Origin of the sequence: Tunturibacter empetritectus (assembly GCF_040358985.1) — a bacterium.
GTDB classification, from domain to species: domain Bacteria; phylum Acidobacteriota; class Terriglobia; order Terriglobales; family Acidobacteriaceae; genus Edaphobacter; species Edaphobacter empetritectus.
The window spans coordinates 3,060,793-3,080,592 of record NZ_CP132932.1 but is presented as its reverse complement, the minus strand read 5'-3'; the positions used below and the strand labels follow the sequence as shown (position 1 = coordinate 3,080,592).

Genomic DNA, 19,800 nt, shown 5'->3' with positions numbered 1-19,800 from the left:
TCACCGGGCTACTCGGCGGCCTGATTGCACTGCTTTCGTATCAAGCCGCATAAGGTAGGCTCCGCGTCCTGCATAGGCTGAAAGCGATAGAACCGCATACGATAGCCAGATCCATGGCGACTGGTCTAGAAAGAAGGTCCAATTCAAAGCTCTATGGCTCGTCATCGGAATCACCACGATGTAGGTTATGGCATCGAGGGAGAAGGAGAGGACGATCCACACTGCAACGAGAATAGATGCCTCGCGAAACGTGGCGTCGCGGCTGACTTTCAGCCTCTGTAAATAGGCGTAGATCAAGCCAGCACTAACGATCGGCATGAGAGTGAAGACACAGATCCACATAGCACGAACGCTCAGAAGGAAATAAGTGGCGAAGCCCACTATGGTCGCTATGAGATACATCGCCGCGAAAGTTCCGACCATCCACATGATTCTCTTCATAGAATTTTTCTCATTTTGGCGACGAGCTAGAGGTTGGGTTAGTGGTTTTTGCCAATTAGAAACTCCGCTAGAGACGGGATGTAGAAGGGGAATGGCATGTAGTCGTGCCATCTGACGAGCAGCGAGAAGACGATGTGAATTGCCGGCGCCATGAGGAATGCCATGGGAATGTATTGGGCAAGCTCGGTGCGGGACATTCGTAAGACGAGCGGCGCCAGTGTGAGTGTGAGCAGGGCTGGGAGGCCGTAGTAGATCTGCCAGGGAAGTGTGGGAATCCAGAGGTGGGAGTATCTCGCGAAGATCATTCCTACTATTACGACGATGGTCGCAAGGACCAGAAGTAATGCAGGGTTAGGGATTGCCGTTCGTTTGCGCGTGACGAACAGCAGGACGGCGATAAAGAGAAGAAATGCCGCAATCATGAAGACAAAGAACCGGGCGATGTCTGGCATCTAAACTCCAAATTTCAATTTACGAACCTTCGAAGGGCGCAGCTCGACTGTTGGTCGTGCAGGATTACGAAGGAGACAGTGGAGAAGTTCCTCACAGTTTTTTTGTATCGATCTCGGAAATTTTCCTCGCATTTGCAGGAAATTCGCTGTAGATTGATGTTCAACCGTACTGCGGTTCGTTCAAACATCCAAGTTCTCAAGAGTAGTTCCAGCAAGGCGATCTGGTTTTGCAGGAAACCTTTAGCTGATCTTCCCTTCCCTCAGTGGGCTTATTCCTTCTGTTGCCGCGGCGTTGCATCTCTACTAATCGACTTTCGAGGAGAACTTCTATGAATTCCGATATGACGCAAAGCGTTTCCCGCAGATCGTTTCTGCGCATTGTTGGCGCGGCCTCGGCGGCAGCCACCACGTTTCCGGCGTTGGCTGCGATGACACCAGCTGCTGCTCCTGCTGGACAGGCTGGACGACGAAGCGGAACGCGTACGATGCATCCGCTGTCGGCTGACACGGTGGTGATCAGCTCGAATGAGAATCCGCTGGGGCCGGCGCAGTCTGCACTGACGGCGATATGTAGCATGGGCGTGCAGGGCGGCCGGTATCACTGGGATGAGTATGTGAAGACGATCGATGTCTTCAATGGGGAGTTTGGGTTGAAGAAGGACTACTCGGCTTTATTCCCTGGGTCGAGCGGGCCGCTGGATCTGGCGCTGATGTCGAACCTTGGCCCGGATAAGCCGCTGGTGTATGGCGACCCTAGCTATGAACAGGGGCCTCGCGCGGCGGAGGTGATGAAGGCTCCGAAGTATCCTGTGCCGCTGACTGCGACCTATGCGCATGATGTGAAGGCTATGTTGAAGGCGCATCCTTCGCCGGGGGCTTACTACATTGTGAATCCGAATAACCCTACGGGGACGATTACTCCCAAGGAAGACATTGTCTGGCTGGTAAAGAACAAGCCCGCGGGTTCGGTTGTGATCATCGATGAGGCGTACACCCATTTTTCCGACAATGAGTCGTGCATCGATCTGGTGAACCAGGATAAAGATGTGATTGTGATGCGGACGTTCTCGAAGATCTATGGGATGGCTGGGTTGCGTGCTGGATTCGCTGTGGCGCGGCCGGATCTGATTGAGCGGTTCAACAATGTCGGTGGCCCTAGTCAGAGCCTGGCGAGCATCTCGATTACGAGCGCTGCTGCTGCTCGTGCGAGTCTACAGGATAAGGATCTGGTGCCTCTGCGCAAGAAGATCAATGCAGATATTCGGACGGAGACTGTGGAGTTTCTGACTAAGAATGGCTACAAGGTCATTCCGGGATCGCAGGGCAATATGTTCATGGTGGATGTGAAGCGGCCTGGGAAGGAGTTTCAGAACGCCATGCTGAAGGAGAACGTTGCGATTGGCCGGACGTGGTCGGCGATGCCGAACTATGTGCGCGTGACGGTGGGGACGAAGGGAGAGATGGAGAAGTTCCAGACGGCCTTTGTGAAGTGCATGGATATGCCGGCGGGGTCGGCGAATGGGGCCGCGGAGCTGCATATGCCGGAGTTCCATGTGCCGTCGGAGCTCTATCGAGGCTAGCGGAGCAAAGTGCTTTTGAGGCCCTGGCGAGAGATCGCTGGGGCTTTTTTTGTTTTGCGGAGTTGCGGGGACGGTTGTTCTGAAATCAAGGCCGCCGGCGCGGTAAACTTGCAGACACTATGGAATTGATGGGTTGTGGAACGGCGCTGGTGACTCCCTTTCGCAGGGACGGCAGCGTTGACGAGCCTGCGCTGCGTGCGTTGGTGTTGTGGCAGATCGAGAGCGGCATCGATTTTCTTGTGCCTTGCGGGACTACTGGCGAGGCTTCGACTCTGACGGAAGTCGAGTGGCTGCGGGCGATTGAGGTGGTGGTTGCTGCTGCTTCGGGACGGGTGCCGGTGTTTGCGGGGTGCACGCATAACTCGACGCATAAGGGGGTGGCGCGGGTGCAGAAGCTGTCGCAGGTGCATGGGCTGACGGGCGTTCTGTCGGCGAATCCTTACTACAATCGGCCGGGGCAGGAGGGGCAGTATCAGCACTTTCGCGCGATCGCCGAGGCGACGGAGCTGCCTGTGCTGCTGTACAACATTCCTTCGCGGACGGGGGTGAACCTGGAGCCGGCGACGGTGCTTCGGCTGGCGGAGCTGAAGAATGTTATTGGAGTGAAGGAGTCGAGCGGGAATATCGCTCAGATTACCGAACTGCTGACGACGGCGCCGCGGAGTTTCAAGGTGTTTGCCGGAGACGACGGGCTGGCGTTGCCGGTGCTGGCGCTGGGCGGGGCTGGGTTGGTTTCGGTGGCTTCGAATGTGATTCCGGGGCAGATGGCGCGGATGGTGGGGGCTGCGCTCGAGAACGACTGGGTGCATGCGAGGCGGATCAACCGGCAGTTCTTCCGGCTGATGCAGGCGCACTTCTGGGAGGCTAGTCCTGCTCCGGTGAAGGCGGTGCTGCATATGCTGGGGAGGGGCGAGGACGTGCTGCGGCTGCCGATGGTGCCGGTGTCGGATGCGACGCGGAGGCGGCTGGAGCGGATGGTGGGGGAGTTGGGGATGCTGGTGGGGGTTCCGTCTAAGGGCGAAGATATGAGGATGTTTTGAGTAAAGATTATTTTCGTCCCGGATGCGGTTGGTTGTTTGTATTGATCGTTTGCTGCGTGACCGCGCTACATGCCCAAGATGAGGGGTTGTGGCGAGATTTTCGGTTCGATGATCTTCACGCCAAAACAAACGCTGCGCGGCTGGGAAAAAGTCAGATCAACTCGATATGGAGACTTTTGCGCGAACAGATCAAAAATGACACTTGCACTCCGGAGGATACTCAGGCGGTACTGAAGGGATTGACCTTTGATGAAGTTCCTTTGAAGGAGAACTCACATGTAGTGAGGGCAACTGCCGGGATCGGGTGTGAACGCGGTGGGCAGGGTGCGAATGGTGGAATGTGGCTCTTCCAAGTTGAAGGCGGAAAGGTTCAATTCCTTGGTGGATTGAGTGGATGGGGAATGGCCGTTCAGCGAGCAGAGATAAGCGGATTTCATGACTTTGTGACGGGATGGCATATGTCTGGGCGTGAGACTGGTCTTAGCTACTATCGCTTTGATGGCAAAGTTTACAAGTCGATTGGGGGAACGTCCGCCTTCGGAGACGATAATGGCGTGTGGCGTTTGGAGACGCAGGAGAAAAGCACCCCGAAGTAGTAACTACAAAATTGGAGAGAAGATTGAATACGTTAGAAACAGCGATTGAGCATTGGTTTGCGCAGGGTGCTGCGGCGATTGGTGATGCTGAGGCGGAGGCTTGTTTTCTTGAGCTGCGCGGAAAGCTGGAGGTGGGCGAGTTGCGGGCTGCGGAGCCGGATGCTTCGGTGGCGCTGGGCTGGCGCGTGAATGGGTGGGTGAAACGCGGGATTCTGCTGGGGTTTCGCATTGGGACGATGATGGAGATGGGCGGGGAGACCCTGCGGTTTATTGATAAACATACCTATCCGGTGCGGCGATTTGTGGTTGCCGATGGGGTGCGCGTGGTGCCGGGTGGGGTGAGTGCGCGGAGTGGGGCGTATGTGGCTAAGGGAGTTGCGTTGATTCCGCCTTCTTATGTGAATGTTGGGGCCTATGTGGAGGAGGGGACGATGGTGGACTCGCATGCGCTGGTGGGGAGTTGCGCGCAGGTGGGGAAGCGGGTGCATCTGAGTGCGGCAGCGCAGATTGGCGGGGTGCTGGAGCCGGTGAATGCCTCGCCTGTGATTATTGAAGATGATTGTTTAATTGGCGGAAACACTGGAGTTTATGAGGGGACCGTGGTGCGAAGGCGCGCGGTGTTGGCGGCTGGAACCGTGTTGACGCGAGGGACGCCGGTGTATGACCTGGTGAAAGGCGAGATCTACAAAGCTACGGCGGAGATGCCACTGGTGATTCCTGAGGGTGCGGTGGTGGTGCCGGGGTCTCGGGCGGTTTCCAAAGGCAAGGGCGCGGAGTGGGGGCTAAGTTTGGCGGCTCCGGTGATCGTTAAATATCGGGACGAGAAAACTGAGCTTTCTTTGGTGTTAGAGGAGATTTTGCGCTGATTTGTGGTGGTAGATCGTGGTGAGTTTGTGGTTAGTTGTGTGGCTGATGTGGTGTTTTAGATGCTGCTTTTTGGGTGTCTAAAAATACGCCACGATTTTGAAGTTTATTTTTGAGGGCCTTGTCCTGCCGGACGGGCCCACTGCGCGTGGGGCGGTCACTTCGTGACTTGTATACCTTTTTTCGTGACAACTTTCTGCGGAGGCCCTCCCGTTGGTTGGGATGGGCTACGACTGCGGCTTCGTGTTTATGCTTGCTGCTTTGGGATGGTGTTGAAGAGGTTGATGAAGCCCTCGGAGAGGGTGGGGTGGGTGAGGATGAGGTTGTGGACAGCGGTGTAGGGCAGGTTGGCGGACATGGCTAGCTGGATGACGGGGAGGAGTTCGCCAACGCCAGGGCCGATGGCGGTGAAGCCGAGGATGCGATCGCCGGAGCCGATCAGGACTTTCATGAAGCCGCGGGTTTCATCGAGGGTGCGGGTGCGGAGCGCGGCGGCCATGGGGATTTTGCCGAGACGGTAGGCGATTCCCTGCTTCTTCGCGTCGTTTTCGGTGAGGCCTACGTGGGCTAGCTCGGGATCGGTGAAGGTAACGGAGGGGATCTGTCGGTTCGTCGTGGTGCGGCTGGCTCCGGCCGCGTTGGGTTCGGCTAGGTTGTCGCGGATGATGCGGAAGTCGTCGAAGGAGATGTGGGTGAAGTGGGGGGAGCCGGCGCAGTCGCCCATGGCCCAGACCCCGGGGGCGGTGGTTTCGAGGCGATCGTTGACCTGGAAGTGTCCGGAGGGGGTGGTCTTGATGCCGGCGAGATCGAGGCCCATATTTTGCGTATTGGGGGTACGGCCAGTGGCGACGAGGAGATGAGTGCCTTCGAGGCTGGCTCCGTCGCTCAGGTGCACGATGACGGATTTTCCGGACGTGCCTTCGACGTGGGTGACGCTGGCGTTCGTAACGATGTCGATGCCTTCATCTGTGAAGAGTTGATGAAGGGCTTCGGTGACGTCGGAATCTTCGCGGTGGACGAGGGTGGGGTTGCGCTCGATGATGGTGACGTTGGAGCCGAAGCGGCGCATGGCCTGGGCTAGCTCGAGACCGATGAAGCCGCCGCCGAGGATGAGGAGATGCTCGGGGAGGGTGGGGAGCTCGAGGAGTTCGATGTGGGTCATTGGGGCGGATTCGGCCAAGCCGGGGACGGGGTCGATGGTGGCGCGGGAGCCGGTGTCGAGGAAGATGTAGTCGGAGCGGAGGGTGCGGGTGCCACCGGCGTTGAGGGCGACTTCGACGGTCTGGGGGGCGACGAAGCGGCCGAAGCCCATTACGACCTCGGCTTTGGATTTGGCGTAGTTGGCGAGGTGCGTGTCGCGGAGGCCGTCGATCATGCGCTGGCGGCGGGCGCTGACGGCTTCCATGTTGACGTGCCAGTCGCCGTGGACGATGCCGAACTCGGCTCCGCGTTGGAAGAAGGAGGCGACCTTGGCGGAGTGGATGACGTTTTTGCTGGGGAGGCAGGCGACGTTGGGGCAGGCTCCGCCTAACCGCTTGTCTTCGATGTTGGCGACCTTCTTGCCTTGCGCGCCGAGGTGCCAGGCTAGATATTTGCCAGCTTCTCCGCTGCCGATGATGATTGCGTCGTACTGTTCGGGGGTGGACATAGGAGTTCTCCGTGGCGAGTGGACTATGCGAGTGGGTTTTCAAGGCCCACGTCTCAGATGCCGTGACGGGCAAAGATGGCTCATGGTTATCGCCGCTTATATAAGCCGACTGTCGGCACCTCTCTACGATCGATGAGTGCTTTGGAGATTTGCGGGAACCGAGGAAGCAGTCTTGTGCGCCAATTTCCAGAGGTCACGACCTGAGTTCTTGCGTTGATCTGCTGGTTGCCAAATTGATTCGGGCTAACTGGTTTGCTAAAGTCGTCGTCATGTCTGAGCGTTCTTCGGAGCCAATACGCGAACTGCTCGACGCCCTTTATCGCGCGGATTCGCGACAGATACTGGCAACCCTGATCCGCTTGCTCGGTGATTTTGATCTTGCCGAGGAGGCGATGCACGAAGCCTTTGCGGCGGCGTTGAGCGGGTGGCCGAGCAGCGGAGTACCCGATAACCCGCGACCATGGTTGATCTCAACAGCCCGATTCAAAGCCATTGATACTTTGCGTCGACGGGCACGATTTGATGCGTCTCAAGACGAGCTCGTGCGATATCTCGAAGCACAAGGGAGCGCGGCGGAAATATCCGATGAAGAGGATAGCTTTGAGGATGATCGTCTACGCCTGATCTTTACCTGCTGTCATCCTTCTCTGCCGTCGGAGGCGCACGTTGCGCTCACCTTGCGTGAGGTGTGCGGGCTGACCACCGAGGAGATTGCCAAGGCCTTCCTTATCACTCCGAGTTCTCTGGCGCAGCGCATTGTGCGCGCAAAGGCAAAGATCCGAGACGCACGGATTCCATACCAGGTGCCATCGCCGCAGGAACTGCCAAGGCGACTGGACGCGGTGCTTCAGGTCATCTATCTCGTCTTTAACGAGGGCTATTCGGCTGCGGCAGGGGCGGAGGTAATGCGTGCCGAGCTAACCGCCGAGGCGATTCGACTGGGCCGCTTGCTAAGCGAACTCCTGCCAGAGCCGGAGGTCCTTGGGCTGCTTTCCCTGATGCTGCTTCAGGAATCTCGTCACGCCGCGAGAACATCGCCGATCGGAGAGCTGGTTTTGCTGGAGAATCAAGACCGCTCGCTCTGGAACCGAGAGCAGATCGCGGAGGGAGTGGCCTTGGTGGAGAGAGCCCTGAAGTCTCACCGCTTTGGGTCTTACACACTGCAGGCTGCGATTGCGGCCGTTCATGCGGAGGCGGAATCGGCCGCTGCGACCGACTGGCGGCAGATTGTTGCGCTTTATAACCGGCTGGTACGAATTCAACCTTCGCCAGTTGTAGAGCTAAATCGTGCCGTAGCAATTGCAATGCGCGATGGTCCAGAGGTTGGGCTGACGCATATCGACGCGGTTTTGGAAGATGGCGAATTGGAAGATTATTACCTGGCGCATTCAGCCCGAGCGGATATGTACCGCAGGCTCGGCAGGACATCTGAGGCGCGGTCCTCCTATGAGAAAGCCCTTGCGCTGACCCAACAGGAACCGGAACGGCATTTCCTACAGGAGCGGATTCGCCAGTTGAAATAAAGATTGTAGTGGCTGTCGATTTTCGGTCTCTCGAACGACTATCTAATAACAGAACAATGAGCTACGGCTCTTTGAGTACAGAAATGAGGAGAAATTTATGAAATACATCTGTTTTGGCTACTACGACAAAAGCAAATTCGATGGGATGCCGGAGAGCGAGCGAAACGCCATGTTCGACAAATGCTTTGACTATGACGACCATCTTCGCGCCAGCGGGCACTGGGCCGGTGGAGAAGCGCTCCAGGGTACGGAGACCGCCCTGACCCTATATTGGAAGAACGGCAAAGTAGCAACGACCGACGGCCCCTATGCCGAAACCAAAGAACAACTCGGCGGCATTCTCATCCTTGAGGCGCGGGATATGAATCAAGCTGCACAGCTCATGGCGCAGCATCCGGCGATGACGTATGGCAACATCTTCGAGATTCGGCCAGCCGGAGACATGAACGAAATCATCAAGGCAAGTGAGCAGCGACGGCGAAAGGACACCGCGCGATGAGGTCAGCCCCGGCCATGATCTTGATGGTGGGGGGCTGACGTGGTGGTAATCATGCTTTTCAGCTGGCTTGGGCAAATCACGCTGGTGCAGCCGTGAGGTCAATGGATAATTCCGTCAGGTCAACGTTCGCTCAAAACCTGATGGCGTCACCGAGCGCGGGGCTAATTGAATTTCGAAAGCGAGGAGCATACATGTCAAAGGTTCGTGTCGCGGGATTTGGTATTTCGTTGGACGGTTTTAGCGCAGGGATAGAACAGAGACTGGACGACCCGCTGGGCAAGCGCGGTCCAGAGCTCTTTCAGTGGTTCTTTCATACCAAAACATTCTGTGCCATGCACGGTAAAGAGGGCGGATCTATCGATGTGGACGACGCGTTCGCACGGCAGGCGATGGAAAACTTCGGCGCCTTCATCCTTGGCCGCAACATGTTTGGTCCGGTCCGTGGCCCGTGGCAGGACGACTCGTGGAAGGGATGGTGGGGTCCCAATCCGCCATACCATGCTCCGACCTTCGTTCTGACGCACTACGAGCGTGAGCCGCTCGTGATGGAAGGCGGGACGACCTTCTACTTTGTCAGCGGCGGAATCGAAGAGGCGCTGAGGCTCGCGAAAAAAGCAGCGAGTGATAAGGACGTCAAGATTGGAGGCGGTGTTTCCACCGTGCGGCAGTATCTGCAGGCTGGGTTGATCGATTCCCTCCACTTTGCACTTGCACCTGTTGCCCTCGGTCAAGGTGAGGCATTGCTTGCCGGTCTTGACCTGCCCGCGATGGGGTTCTCTGTGGCAGAGCATAAGGCTACGGAGCACGCGACACACGTTGTGCTGGAAAAGCTGCGAATTTGAACGCGATGATAGAGGAGAGCGAGCAGCGGCGGCGAAAGGACATCCTGAGGTAAGGCGATGGTGATTGGCACGCTCTCAGTTAGCGGTAACAGGCCAATGCGCTCGTCCAACTGGCCTAAGCCTGATCGCGTGGCGGTGTCGTGCAGATTTTTGCTTCCCGTGATATCAAGGAAGGCATGAGTTCTCCTGAGAGCAATGCAACCGATGCAGCCAAGCGCCTGGCTGCGGTGTGGGCGGCAGCGCAGATTGAAGATGGGATGGCGGTGGGCCTGGGGTCGGGGTCTACTTCGGCGCTGGTGATTGAAGAGGTGGGGCGAAGGGTGGCGGAGGGGTTGCGGATCAAGGCGATCGCGACGTCTGAGGCCTCGCAGAAGCTGGCGCTGGAGTTGAAGATTCCGATGAGCGACTTTGCGCATCTGACGCACCTGGATCTGACGATCGATGGCGCGGATGAGGTGCAGGAGGGAACGCTTTATCTGATCAAGGGGCATGGCGGGGCACTGCTGCGGGAGAAGATTGTGGCGATGGCGAGTGGGAGGCTGCTGATTGCGGTGGACCCACGGAAGCTGGTGAAGACGTTGGGGTCGGTGTTTACGCTGCCGGTGGAGGTTGTGCCGTTTGGCTTTGAGACGACGGTGAAGCGGCTGCGGGATCTGGGGTTTGAGTCGGAGCTGCGGATGACGGATGACGGCAAGCCTTATGTGACCGATGGGCAGCACTATATTGTGCATTGCAAGCTGCCGCAGGTTGGGTTTGATGCGGTTGCGGGGGGGGAGGAGTTGAAAGGGACAGTGGGGGTGGTGGAGCATGGGCTGTTTCTGGGGATGACGAGTAAGGTTGTGATTGGCAGGCCTGAGGGGATCGAGGTTTTGTAGGCGGCGGGGTAGTCAAACTAAATTTCGCGCTTTTCACGCCGAACACTACGTAGCAGCAAGATACCTAAGAGACCAGGAATTGCAGCCATGAAAAGTGCGAACCCTAAATCTCGCGGCAGCGATCGGTACTCTTTTGCCGGGCCAGCTTCCTCAAGTATTTGGTAGATAAATCCAAATACGCTGATAAAAGCTAAAGCGATAAGCCATATGGCTGTCGGCTTTCTATACCAAATTGCCAAAATGCACGCGGGTAGAAGAGTGAATCCATACAGAACGAGCCCTACGATCTCGGGAGCGGTGTCATTGGCTCCAATCGTGAACGAACCGATGACGGTTGCTCCGAGGGCATAAAGCCCCCAAATAGAGCCGAGACCTATAATCACTTTGGTCGAGTCACGCATACGCCAGAGTCTACATTGTGCTTAGTCGACGCCGGAGAGTGTCGCATTTCGTGGAAAGAGCTGTTTGCCATGAGAATAGGCAAAGGCAAAGGCGGGGGCCTCTCCGCTGCGGCGGCAAAAGCGCCGTCTTCGGTCGAGATGACGCTTTTTTGGCTTGAGGAACGAACGACAGTAAAGGCAACGACGAAATAGGGGGATCCTTCGCTGCGCTCAGGATGACAGCAGTGGGGAGGCAATGACGATGGCAGTGGGGGGCAATGACGATAGCCCTGGGTGGATGACAGTAGGGTGTGGATGACGGCAGATGGTGAGGCAGCGACAACGCAGCGACATTCTCGTGCCGAGGACGCTGTGTTTGCCTCGTTCCAAGGGCAGTTGGGCTTGCGATGGTAAACTTAAGAGTTGATGGCACAAGATAAATTGAAGATGATTCCGCTGGGTGGCCTTGGTGAGTTCGGTATGAACTGCATGGCGATCCGCTGGCAGGATGACATTATTGTCATCGACGCCGGTCTGATGTTTCCTGAAGAAGAGTTGCTGGGTGTGGACATTGTTGTCCCTGATATCAGCTATTTGACTGAAAACCGCGAGAAGGTTCGCGCGATCCTTTTGACGCATGGGCATGAAGACCACATTGGCGGACTGCCGTGGATTCTGTCTGAGTTGAACGTTCCGGTATATGGGACGGAGTTTACGCTGGCGTATGTTGAGGGCAAGCTGGAAGAGCACCGGCTGCTGGATGACGCGGATTTGAACGAGATGATTCCCGGGCATCGGATTACGCTGGGGCCGTTTTCGATCATGCCGATCCGGGTGACGCACTCGCTGGTGGACTGCGTGGCACTGGCGATTCATACGCCGGTGGGCGTGGTGCTGCATACGGGCGACTTCAAGATTGATCTTTCGCCACCGGATAACAAGCCGTTCGATCTGCATGCGTTTGCCGAGCTGGGCAAGCAGGGCGTGCTGGCGCTGTTGCAGGACTCGACCAACGTGGACCGCAATGGGTATACGCCGAGTGAGCGGGCTGTGCGGCCGAAGCTGGATGAGATTTTTTCGCAGACGAAGAAGAAGCTTTTCTTCAGCTGCTTTTCGTCTTCGATTCATCGGATTCGGCTGGCGATGGAGCTGGCGCATGAGCATGGGCGCAAGGTTGCGGTGATAGGGCGGTCGCTGGATAACTCGACTGAGATTGCGCAGGATCTTGGGTATCTCGATCTGCCGCAGGGTCTGGTGATCAATCCAGGGCAGATTCGTGATTTTCCTGCGAATAAATTGCTGATCATGATCAGCGGCACGCAGGGTGAGCCGATGAGTGCGTTGAGCCGGGCGGCGGTAAATAATCACAAGTTCGCGCATATCGATGCGGGTGATACGGTGCTGCTGAGTTCGCGGGTGATTCCGGGGAATGAGAAGTCTATCTACCGGATGATCGATCACCTGGAGCGGCGCGATGCGAAGGTGATTCATGACGATGGGCAGTCGGGTCTGATCCACGTGAGCGGACATGGGAGCCAGGAGGAGCTGAGGTTGATGATTAATCTCGTTCGTCCGAAATTCTTCATTCCGATCCATGGAGACTATCGCCATCTGAAGCGTCATGCGGAGCTGGCAGGGTCGATGGGCGTGGTGGAGAAGACGATTCTGATGGAGGACGGCGACGTTCTGGAGCTGGATAAGGGCTCGGCTACGAAGACCGGGAAGGTTACGGTTGGGCGAGTTTGCATCGATTCGGGTGGAACCTCGACCGACGTGGTGGAAGACATCGTCATTCGCGACCGGAAACATTTGAGCGAGGATGGGATTGTGCTGCCGATTATCGCGATCAACAAGCAGACGGGATTGCTCGAGAATCCGCCTGAGATTGTGATTCGCGGTATGGCGATCGCGACCGAAGAGGGTTTGATCACTGAAGCGCGACAGGTGGTGCAGCGGACTCTTGAGGGATCTTCCGCGGAAGAGAAGGCCGACTACGGCGTGATCAAGGAGAAGATTCGCAACGATCTGAAGCGGTATATCCAGAAGAGCACGAGTCGGCGGCCTTTGATCATGCCGGTGATTCTGGAGATTTGACGAACGAACGAGAAGAAGAAAGAGCGCTCCTGATGGGGCGCTCTTTTTTTTTGCTCTGGAGTTGAGGGTGTCGGAAGAGCTGCTGCTACTGCCTGGGACCTACTTTTAGGGATTTGATTCTGCGCTGTTGATGCGGGTTAGGGAGGTGGTTACCCCTTTGAGTTAGCGGTCGAGATGAGGGTATGGGGATAGTAGGCTGGAGATTGAGCGAAGCCTCTCAGGGAGTGGTATGCGCAGTTTCGGGCCGGCGGTTTTTTTGCTGGAAGTCGCTTTTTCTCGACGTGCTGTTGCGGCGGTGTCGATCGCGATGGTGTGGGCAGCGGGGGCGGCTTGCGCCCAGAAGCCGGTGATTGCGCCTCCGACCCGGCAGAGGATTGGGTTGGTGCTGGAGGGTGGCGGGGCGCTGGGGTTTGCGCATGTCGGCGTGATTGAGTGGATGGAAGATCACCACATTCCGGTCGATGAGGTTGCCGGGACGAGCATGGGCGGCCTGATCGGCGGGCTGTATGCGTCTGGGAACAGCCCGCAGGATATCGAGGAGTTTGTCGGTGGGATTAATTGGTCGTCGGTGTTGAGCGGGCAGGTGCCGTTTCCTGCGTTGAGTTATCGCCGGAAGGAAGACAAGGTGGCGTTTCCGAATCGGCTGGAGTTTGGGTTGAAGCATGGGCTGAGTCTGCCGAATGGGTTGAACTCGGGGTCGGCGGTGGGGTTGCTGCTGGATAGGGAGATGCTTCCTTACTACGATTTGAAGAACTTCGACGATCTGCCGATTCCCTTCCGATGCGTGGCGACCGATATAACGACGGGAAGGGAGCATGTGTTCAAGGACGGATCGCTGGCCCGGGCGATGCGATCGACGATGTCGATTCCGGGTGTCTTTGCGCCGGTGGTGTATGGGGATCAGATCTACTCGGATGGCGGTGCGGTGAATAATCTGCCGGTAGATGTGGCGCGGGGGATGGGCGCGGATATTGTGATTGCGGTGTACCTGGATACGGGGCCGGTGGATAAGATGAGCTTGAACTCGCTGGTGGGCGTGGCGGGGAGGAATGTTGCGATCATGGTCTCGGCGAATGAACTGCTGAGCATGAAGAACGCCAATATTCTGCTCAAAGCAGATGTGAGCAAGTTCAGCTCGAGCGAGTTTGAAAAGAGCGCGGAGATTATTCCGCAGGGTGTGAAGGTGGCAGAGGAGCACTCGGCTGAGCTGATGAAGTATGCCTTGAACGATGCGGACTGGCAGGCGTATGTAGCGCAGCGAGATGCGCGGCGAAGGACACAGATTCCAAATCCACAGTTTGTGAGTGTGCGCGGGGTGAAGGGCGCGCAGCGTGCAGAGATTGCGAATGAGTTTACGAAGTATGTCGGTAAGCCGGTGGATTCGAAGAAGATTGAGGAGACGATTGCGGATCTACAGGGCACGGGAACTTACTCGAGCATCGGCTATAACCTGGTCGATGAGAAGGACAAGACCGGGTTGCTGGTGCGACCGCAGATCAAAGACTATGGGCCGCCGTTTTTGGATGTTGGACTGACGCTTGCTTCGAATGATTCGAACGATATTCAACTGGGACTGGGCGGACGGGTGACGTTCTTTGGGCTGACGGGGCCGGCGTCTGAGGTAAGGGTCGATGCCTCGGTGGGGCAGGTAGCTGGGATTACTGGGGAGTTGTATCAGCCGCTGGTTGCGGCGAAGCGGTACTTTGCTGCGCCGCGAGCTTACTACACTCATACGATTACGTCGTTCTATTCGGGAAGTCAGGAGCTCTCGCAGTACACGGAGGAGCGTAATGGATTTGGGTTGGATCTGGGGTATCGGTTCAGCTCAAAGGCGGAGTTGAGAGTGGGCGAGGACTACCAGTGGTATGGCGAGACGCTGCGCGTGGGACAGCCGATTGAACAGATCTTTCACCTGACGCCTTTTGTGAGCAATGTGCGGTTTCAGTACCTGGGACAGGACAATGTACAGGTGCCGACGAAGGGTTCGGAGCTGCTGACGAAGTTTACGCATTCGACGCAGAGCCCGTTTGAGCAGGGAGGGTATTCGCAGTGGGATACGCGCGTGGCGCACTTTCTTCCGACGGGGCAGAAGGGGATTATCTTCGGCACGATGGAGGGAGGAACGAGCTTTGGAGCGAAGAACCTTGGGCTGGCGGGATTTTCGCTGGGAGGCGCGCTGCGATTGAGTGCTTACGATCGTGGAGAGCTGCTGGGAAGTGATTATTTTCTGGGGCAGGTGGGTTATCTTTACCGGCTGACGAAGCTGAATCCTGTGATCGGGGATTCAATCTATGCGGCTGGATTTTATGAGATTGGGAAGGTTTGGAATGCGGCTGCGGGGACGCCGACGTTGCCGAACGATATCTCGGGTGCGGTGGTGGTGAAGACTATCTTTGGGCCGTTTTATGGTGGGGGAAGTATCGGGGATAGCGACCACCGGAAATGGTTCTTTGGGTTGGGGCGGGTGTTTTAGTGGCGTTGCTTAGGGTGATTCTGATTTAGCTGACGTGTGGGTGGACGGATACTATTATCTCTGCGGCGATCGGTCTAGGAGATGAAGTAGATGAGTGAGTTTGTGACGTTGGAGGAGATTCGGGCGGCGAAGGAGCGGATCGCCGGGGTTGCGGTGAGGACGCCGCTTTATCGAGTGGAACGGGCTCGTTTGCGGATGGGGAAGTTTCCGGAGCCTGAGTTCGATCTCTACGTCAAAGCGGAGAGTGAGCAGCCGATTGGGAGCTTCAAGCTGCGCGGAGCTTACAACATGGTGGCGCAGTTGCGACCGGAGGCGCTGCGGCGTGGGGTGATTACGTATTCGAGTGGAAACCATGCGCAGGGTGTGGCGTATGCGGCGCGGGCGCTGGGGGCGAAGGCGGTTATTGTGATGCCTTCGAATGCTCCTGAGGTGAAGAAGGCGGCTACGAGGGCGCTGGGCGCTGAGATTGTGGAGGTGGGGCCGGCTTCGTCGGAACGGAGGCTGAAGGCTGAGGAGCTTGTAGCGGAGTTTGGGTATGCGATGATTCCGCCTTATGACGCTCCGGAGATTATTGCCGGGCAGGCTACTTGTGGATTGGAGATTGTGGAACAGCTGCCGGGAGTGGAGATGGTGATCTCGCCGGTGAGCGGCGGTGGGTTGCTGAGTGGAACGGCTACGTCGGTGAAGCTGGCAGCGCAGGCTGGGCTGGTGAGTGCCGGGGTGCAGGTGTGGGGCGCGGAGCCGGAGCTGGCGGCAGATGCGAAGGAGAGCTTTTACTCGAAGACGCTGGTGGAGTGGCCTGCGGCGAAGACTACGCGGACGATTGGGGATGGGCTGCGGACGCAGAGCATGGGCGTGTTGAACTTTGCGCATGTTATGAAGTTTGTGGATGGGATTGTTACGGTGTCGGAGGAGGAGATACTGGCGGCGATGCGAGTGATGTTGCGCGCAACGACGCTGGTGCCGGAGCCTAGTGGGGCGGTGACGCTGGCGGCGGCGCTGTTTCATGCGGAGGAGCTGCCTAAGGTGAAAAAGGTAGCGGTGATTTTGAGTGGGGGAAATCTGGAGCCGGCGCTGCGAGAGCAGTTGGAGGGGGAGTTGGCTGCGCGGTAGCGGGTAGGAACACAAAGACTGGCTGGAGATTTGTACATTCCCACTCATCGCATACGACAAAGACGCGATGAATGGGGCACCCAATCATCTGTGGCTGGGTAGGTAGAACAAGCAGCGGCAGAGACAAATGCGGGGGTTTCTTCACTACGCGGCCCACGATGAAACCGTGGGCCGCTTCGGTCGAAATGACGAGTCCTTTATCTTGGTTAAGAGAAACGAAACAGCTCGTCTGTTTAGTGTTTTTGGTAGCGGGCCAGGACGTCATGAAGGGAGACTACGCCTTCCAGGGAGCCTCGCATGGCTCGGTTGGTGATGGGGAGCAGAGGCCAGCGCTGGAAGTGCGGGAGGGCACTGGAGAGGGGCTGATCCGGAAACAGAATCGGTGTGCGCTCGGGACCTAGATGCTCGGCTAGTGTTGCGGCTGGGTGCGAAGGTACGCTTGCGTTTTGACCTTCTGGCTGATTTGCAGTTAGGGCTTCGAGCTCTTCTCTTCTGGCGGCGTACCAGAGGCCGTCGCTGCAGTGGATGAGGAAGACTGGGATGGATTTTAAATCTTCGTATTGGGTTAGGGATCGGAGAGTGTCGGGGATGGTTTCGCTGCCTTGCAGGACGGGGACGGTGACGGGCTGCATGGCGTCTTCGAGGTGGAGGTTGCTCTCTTCGCGGAGTTCTTCCATGGAGGGGAGGTCGAGGCCGTCCTGGTGGGTGAACTGCTCGAGGATGGGGACGGGCTGGAGGACGCGGGAGATGAGGTAGGCGATGGTGTTGGAGAGGATGACGGGCAGGACGATGGAGTAGTTGCCGCTGACCTCGAGCACCATGAAGACGGATGTGAGCGGGGCGCGGAGGAAGGCGGCGAAGAGGACGCCCATGCCGACCAGCGCGTAGGAGCCGATGGAGCCGGTGAGGTGGGGGAAGTAGATTTTTTCGAAGGTGCCTACGGCGGCGCCGAGCATGGCTCCGATGAAGAGGGTGGGCGCGAACATTCCACCGGGGGTGCCGCTGGAGAAGGAGAGCGTGGTGGCGATGATCTTGAAGAGGGCGAGGAGGAGGAGCATCTTCCAGGCGAACTGCGCGTGCATGGCCTGGTCGATGGCCTGGTAGCCAGCGCCCATGACCTGGACGAGGCCGAAGTAGCCGATGGCTCCTACGAGAAGGCCCGCGGCGGCGGGTTGGAGGAGTTGCGACCACTGGGGTTGGCTACGGAGTTTTGGGCGGAGGTAGCTGAGGGCTTTTGCGAAGACGAGAGAGGCAAAACCGCCGGTGACTCCGAGTGCGGCGTAGGCTAGGAGCTCGCGGGAGTCGCGTAGGTCGATGACCGGGATGCGGAACATCGGCTGCGCTCCCCAGAAGGAGCGGGCGACGACAACGCTGGCGATTGCGGAGAGGACGATGGAGCCGAGGACGGCGGCGCTCCACTGGCCGATGACCTCTTCAATGACGAAGAGGATGGCGGAGATGGGTGCGTTGAAGGCTGCGGCGAGGCCTGCGGCGGCTCCGATGGGAGCGAAGATGCGGAGTTTTTCCTTCGACATGCCGAAGCGGCGGCTGATGAGGGAGGCTACTCCGGCGCCGATCTGGAGGGATGGGTCTTCGGGGCCGAGGGAGTGGCCGCTGCCGATGGCGAGTGCGGAGAGAAGAAATTTTCCGATGACGGTGCGGAAGGAGATGTAGCCGTTGCTGATGTAGAGGGCGGCTTTGGTCTGGTTGATTCCGCTGCCGCGGACCTTGGGGAAGACGTAGCGGGTGAGGACGGCGATGACTAGGCCTGCCGCGGCGGGAATGTAGAGCAGGCGCGGCTGGTGCGGGTTTGGCGAGGAGCCGAGGAGGAGGACGCTGAGCCACTCGATCGCCATGCGGAAGGAGACGACGAGAAGGCCGGAGACGACGCCGATGAAGATGGAGAGGAGAAGAAAGACGCGCTCTTCGCGGCCGGGGGCGATGCGGGCGATCATGTCGTCGCGCAGAGTACTCGGTGTACTCGGTGCGACTGGCTCCGTCTCCGCCATTGCTGTTTGATCTTTCATTCTGGCTTAGGGCTCCATCGCTTTGGGAAACTTGGCGAGCTGCAGGAGGAGGGCGTCGTCGCCTGTGGGAGGGCCGCAGATCTTGCTGGTCTGGGTCTCGGTGTCGAAGACGAGCTGCATGGTGGCGTCCTGCTGGGTGGGATCGTTGAGGAGAGCGGCGCGGTTGCTGGTTGCGTCTTGGGTCAACCATTTTGCGGCGAGATCCTGAAGCGGAGAAGACATGCCACTGGCGACGGGGAGTTGTGTGCTGCAGGCGTCAAAGCGCTTCTTTGCCAGGGTGCGAGCTTCGAGGATGCGGGTTACGCGTTCGTTGTTCGGGAGTTTTTTGAGGGGAGCGAGCTCGAGGATGCGCGCGGAGTCTTCGAGCATCTCTTTGTCGCTGGGCGTGATTGTCTCGTGCGTGGCTGCGGAGGCTTCCTGCTGGTGTATGGACTGCTCCATGAGCCGGTGGGCTTCGTCGAAGTGGCCGGAGTCGTATTCGAGGCGGGCAGCGGATTGGAGGGCGAGCTGGTTTTTTGGCTCGTGCGCGAGAACTTTGCGGTAGTAGGTCAAGGCGTCGCGAGGAGCCTGGGCCTGCTCGAGAAGCTGCGCAAGGGTGAGAGAGAGGGGAATGTCTTCGGGTGCGTTGCCACCGGCGATGAGGAGTTCGGTGCGGGCGATGCTGAGGTCTTGATGCGCGATGAGGTACTGCGAGAGCTCGAGGCGAACCTCGCGGCGGCGAAGAGTTCCATCTCCCTCCCATGTGCCGTAGATGGAGGCGCGGTAGTAGTTGATCGCGGCCTGCACATCGTTCTTCTTTGCGGCGAGGCGGGCGAGGCTTAGGTTGATGAAGCCGTCGCCGGGTTGGGTCTCCCAGAGGCCGAGGAAGTAGTTGAAAGACTCCTCGGTGTGGCCGGCGTCGCCGAGGGCCTGGGCGAGGAGAAGCTCATAGGAGCGCTGGCCGGGGGCGTAGGAGAGGGCGGTGCGGAGGGCGACGATGGCCTGGTCGGGGTGACCAGCGTTGATGGCGGCCTGGCCTCGGGCGGACCAGCGCTGGGCAAGCTCTTCGCGGTGGGAGGTGAAGGAGCGAAAGAGGAAGAACGTCATGAGGAACAGCACGATGGTGACGAGCAGCAGACTGAAAAAGGTCAGGGAGTCGCGGAGGATCAACTTCCGCTTGAGGCTCGAATAGTCTTCTGTTTGCAGGGTCATCATGCGATTTTGTGCGTTTTTATCTTGCCGCAGGGTCTTTCTCTAGTCTATGGATTTGATGCGCTTAGAGATAGTGGCGGAAGTCTGAGGAGTCATATGGGGAGTCGTGGATGATATTGGTTCGTTTCGTTGAGGAGCGAAAGTTTAGACTGGACGCTATCT

General features: G+C 57.9%; 17 protein-coding genes. 11 read left to right on the top strand and 6 right to left on the bottom strand.

The window, feature by feature from the left end; all coding sequences use genetic code 11:
- Positions 1 to 441: a hypothetical protein gene (locus tag RBB75_RS12745; protein ID WP_353068281.1), complete on the bottom strand. Its 441-nt coding sequence runs from the start codon at positions 439 to 441 to the stop codon at positions 1 to 3.
- A 38-nt stretch (positions 442 to 479) separates the two neighbouring features.
- Complete coding sequence (locus RBB75_RS12740; RefSeq protein WP_353068280.1) at positions 480 to 893, bottom strand: hypothetical protein; 414 nt, start codon at positions 891 to 893, stop codon at positions 480 to 482.
- Between the two features lie 329 nt (positions 894 to 1,222).
- Here RBB75_RS12740 and RBB75_RS12735 point away from each other — a divergent pair, with 329 nt between their 5' ends.
- From RBB75_RS12735 to RBB75_RS12720, 4 genes are all read left to right on the top strand, one after another.
- Entirely contained in the window at positions 1,223 to 2,473 is a 1,251-nt protein-coding gene (locus RBB75_RS12735; RefSeq protein ID WP_353068279.1) for a pyridoxal phosphate-dependent aminotransferase, read from the top strand.
- Positions 2,474 to 2,592: 119 nt separating this feature from the next.
- A complete protein-coding gene (gene dapA, locus RBB75_RS12730; RefSeq protein ID WP_353068278.1) occupies positions 2,593 to 3,513 on the top strand; it encodes a 4-hydroxy-tetrahydrodipicolinate synthase in 921 nt (306 codons plus the stop codon).
- Complete coding sequence (locus RBB75_RS12725; protein ID WP_353068277.1) at positions 3,510 to 4,109, top strand: hypothetical protein; 600 nt, start codon at positions 3,510 to 3,512, stop codon at positions 4,107 to 4,109. Before dapA ends, RBB75_RS12725 begins: the two co-directional genes overlap by 4 nt.
- A gap of 23 nt (positions 4,110 to 4,132) precedes the next feature.
- Positions 4,133 to 4,975, top strand: coding sequence for a 2,3,4,5-tetrahydropyridine-2,6-dicarboxylate N-succinyltransferase (locus tag RBB75_RS12720; protein WP_353068276.1), 843 nt, complete (start codon positions 4,133 to 4,135; stop codon positions 4,973 to 4,975).
- A 245-nt stretch (positions 4,976 to 5,220) separates the two neighbouring features.
- Here the strand turns inward: RBB75_RS12720 and RBB75_RS12715 are convergent, their stop codons facing one another.
- Positions 5,221 to 6,621, bottom strand: a complete 1,401-nt coding sequence (locus RBB75_RS12715) for a dihydrolipoyl dehydrogenase family protein (RefSeq protein WP_353068275.1) — start codon at positions 6,619 to 6,621, stop codon at positions 5,221 to 5,223.
- A gap of 269 nt (positions 6,622 to 6,890) precedes the next feature.
- Between RBB75_RS12715 and RBB75_RS12710 the strand changes: the two genes are divergently transcribed.
- The 4 genes from RBB75_RS12710 to rpiA all read left to right on the top strand — a co-directional run bounded on the left by RBB75_RS12710 (position 6,891) and on the right by rpiA (position 10,360).
- On the top strand, positions 6,891 to 8,144 hold the full coding sequence (locus tag RBB75_RS12710; protein WP_353068274.1) for an RNA polymerase sigma factor: 1,254 nt from the start codon (positions 6,891 to 6,893) through the stop codon (positions 8,142 to 8,144).
- 97 nt (positions 8,145 to 8,241) lie between these two features.
- Positions 8,242 to 8,643, top strand: a complete 402-nt coding sequence (locus RBB75_RS12705) for a YciI family protein (RefSeq protein ID WP_353068273.1) — start codon at positions 8,242 to 8,244, stop codon at positions 8,641 to 8,643.
- A gap of 191 nt (positions 8,644 to 8,834) precedes the next feature.
- On the top strand, positions 8,835 to 9,485 hold the full coding sequence (locus RBB75_RS12700) for a dihydrofolate reductase family protein (RefSeq protein ID WP_179637058.1): 651 nt from the start codon (positions 8,835 to 8,837) through the stop codon (positions 9,483 to 9,485).
- 176 nt (positions 9,486 to 9,661) lie between these two features.
- A complete protein-coding gene (rpiA, locus tag RBB75_RS12695; protein ID WP_353068271.1) occupies positions 9,662 to 10,360 on the top strand; it encodes a ribose 5-phosphate isomerase A in 699 nt (232 codons plus the stop codon).
- Positions 10,361 to 10,377: 17 nt separating this feature from the next.
- On the opposite strand, the gene RBB75_RS12690 is transcribed toward rpiA, so the two are convergent.
- A complete protein-coding gene (locus RBB75_RS12690) occupies positions 10,378 to 10,761 on the bottom strand; it encodes a hypothetical protein (protein ID WP_179637054.1) in 384 nt (127 codons plus the stop codon).
- 405 nt (positions 10,762 to 11,166) lie between these two features.
- Here RBB75_RS12690 and RBB75_RS12685 point away from each other — a divergent pair, with 405 nt between their 5' ends.
- From RBB75_RS12685 to RBB75_RS12675, 3 genes are all read left to right on the top strand, one after another.
- Positions 11,167 to 12,834 carry a ribonuclease J gene (locus tag RBB75_RS12685; RefSeq protein WP_179637052.1) on the top strand — a complete coding sequence of 556 codons (1,668 nt, stop codon included), beginning with the start codon at positions 11,167 to 11,169 and terminating at the stop codon, positions 12,832 to 12,834.
- 229 nt (positions 12,835 to 13,063) lie between these two features.
- On the top strand, positions 13,064 to 15,307 hold the full coding sequence (locus RBB75_RS12680; protein ID WP_353068270.1) for a patatin-like phospholipase family protein: 2,244 nt from the start codon (positions 13,064 to 13,066) through the stop codon (positions 15,305 to 15,307).
- A 90-nt stretch (positions 15,308 to 15,397) separates the two neighbouring features.
- The gene (locus RBB75_RS12675) at positions 15,398 to 16,420 is read left to right on the top strand and encodes a threonine ammonia-lyase (RefSeq protein ID WP_353068269.1); all 1,023 of its coding nucleotides are present in this window, start codon (positions 15,398 to 15,400) and stop codon (positions 16,418 to 16,420) included.
- Positions 16,421 to 16,653: 233 nt separating this feature from the next.
- Here RBB75_RS12675 and RBB75_RS12670 read toward each other — a convergent pair whose 3' ends face one another.
- Positions 16,654 to 18,447: a chloride channel protein gene (locus RBB75_RS12670; RefSeq protein ID WP_353068268.1), complete on the bottom strand. Its 1,794-nt coding sequence runs from the start codon at positions 18,445 to 18,447 to the stop codon at positions 16,654 to 16,656.
- Between the two features lie 6 nt (positions 18,448 to 18,453).
- Complete coding sequence (locus RBB75_RS12665) at positions 18,454 to 19,641, bottom strand: tetratricopeptide repeat protein (RefSeq protein WP_353068267.1); 1,188 nt, start codon at positions 19,639 to 19,641, stop codon at positions 18,454 to 18,456.
- Positions 19,642 to 19,800 lie beyond the last annotated feature (159 nt).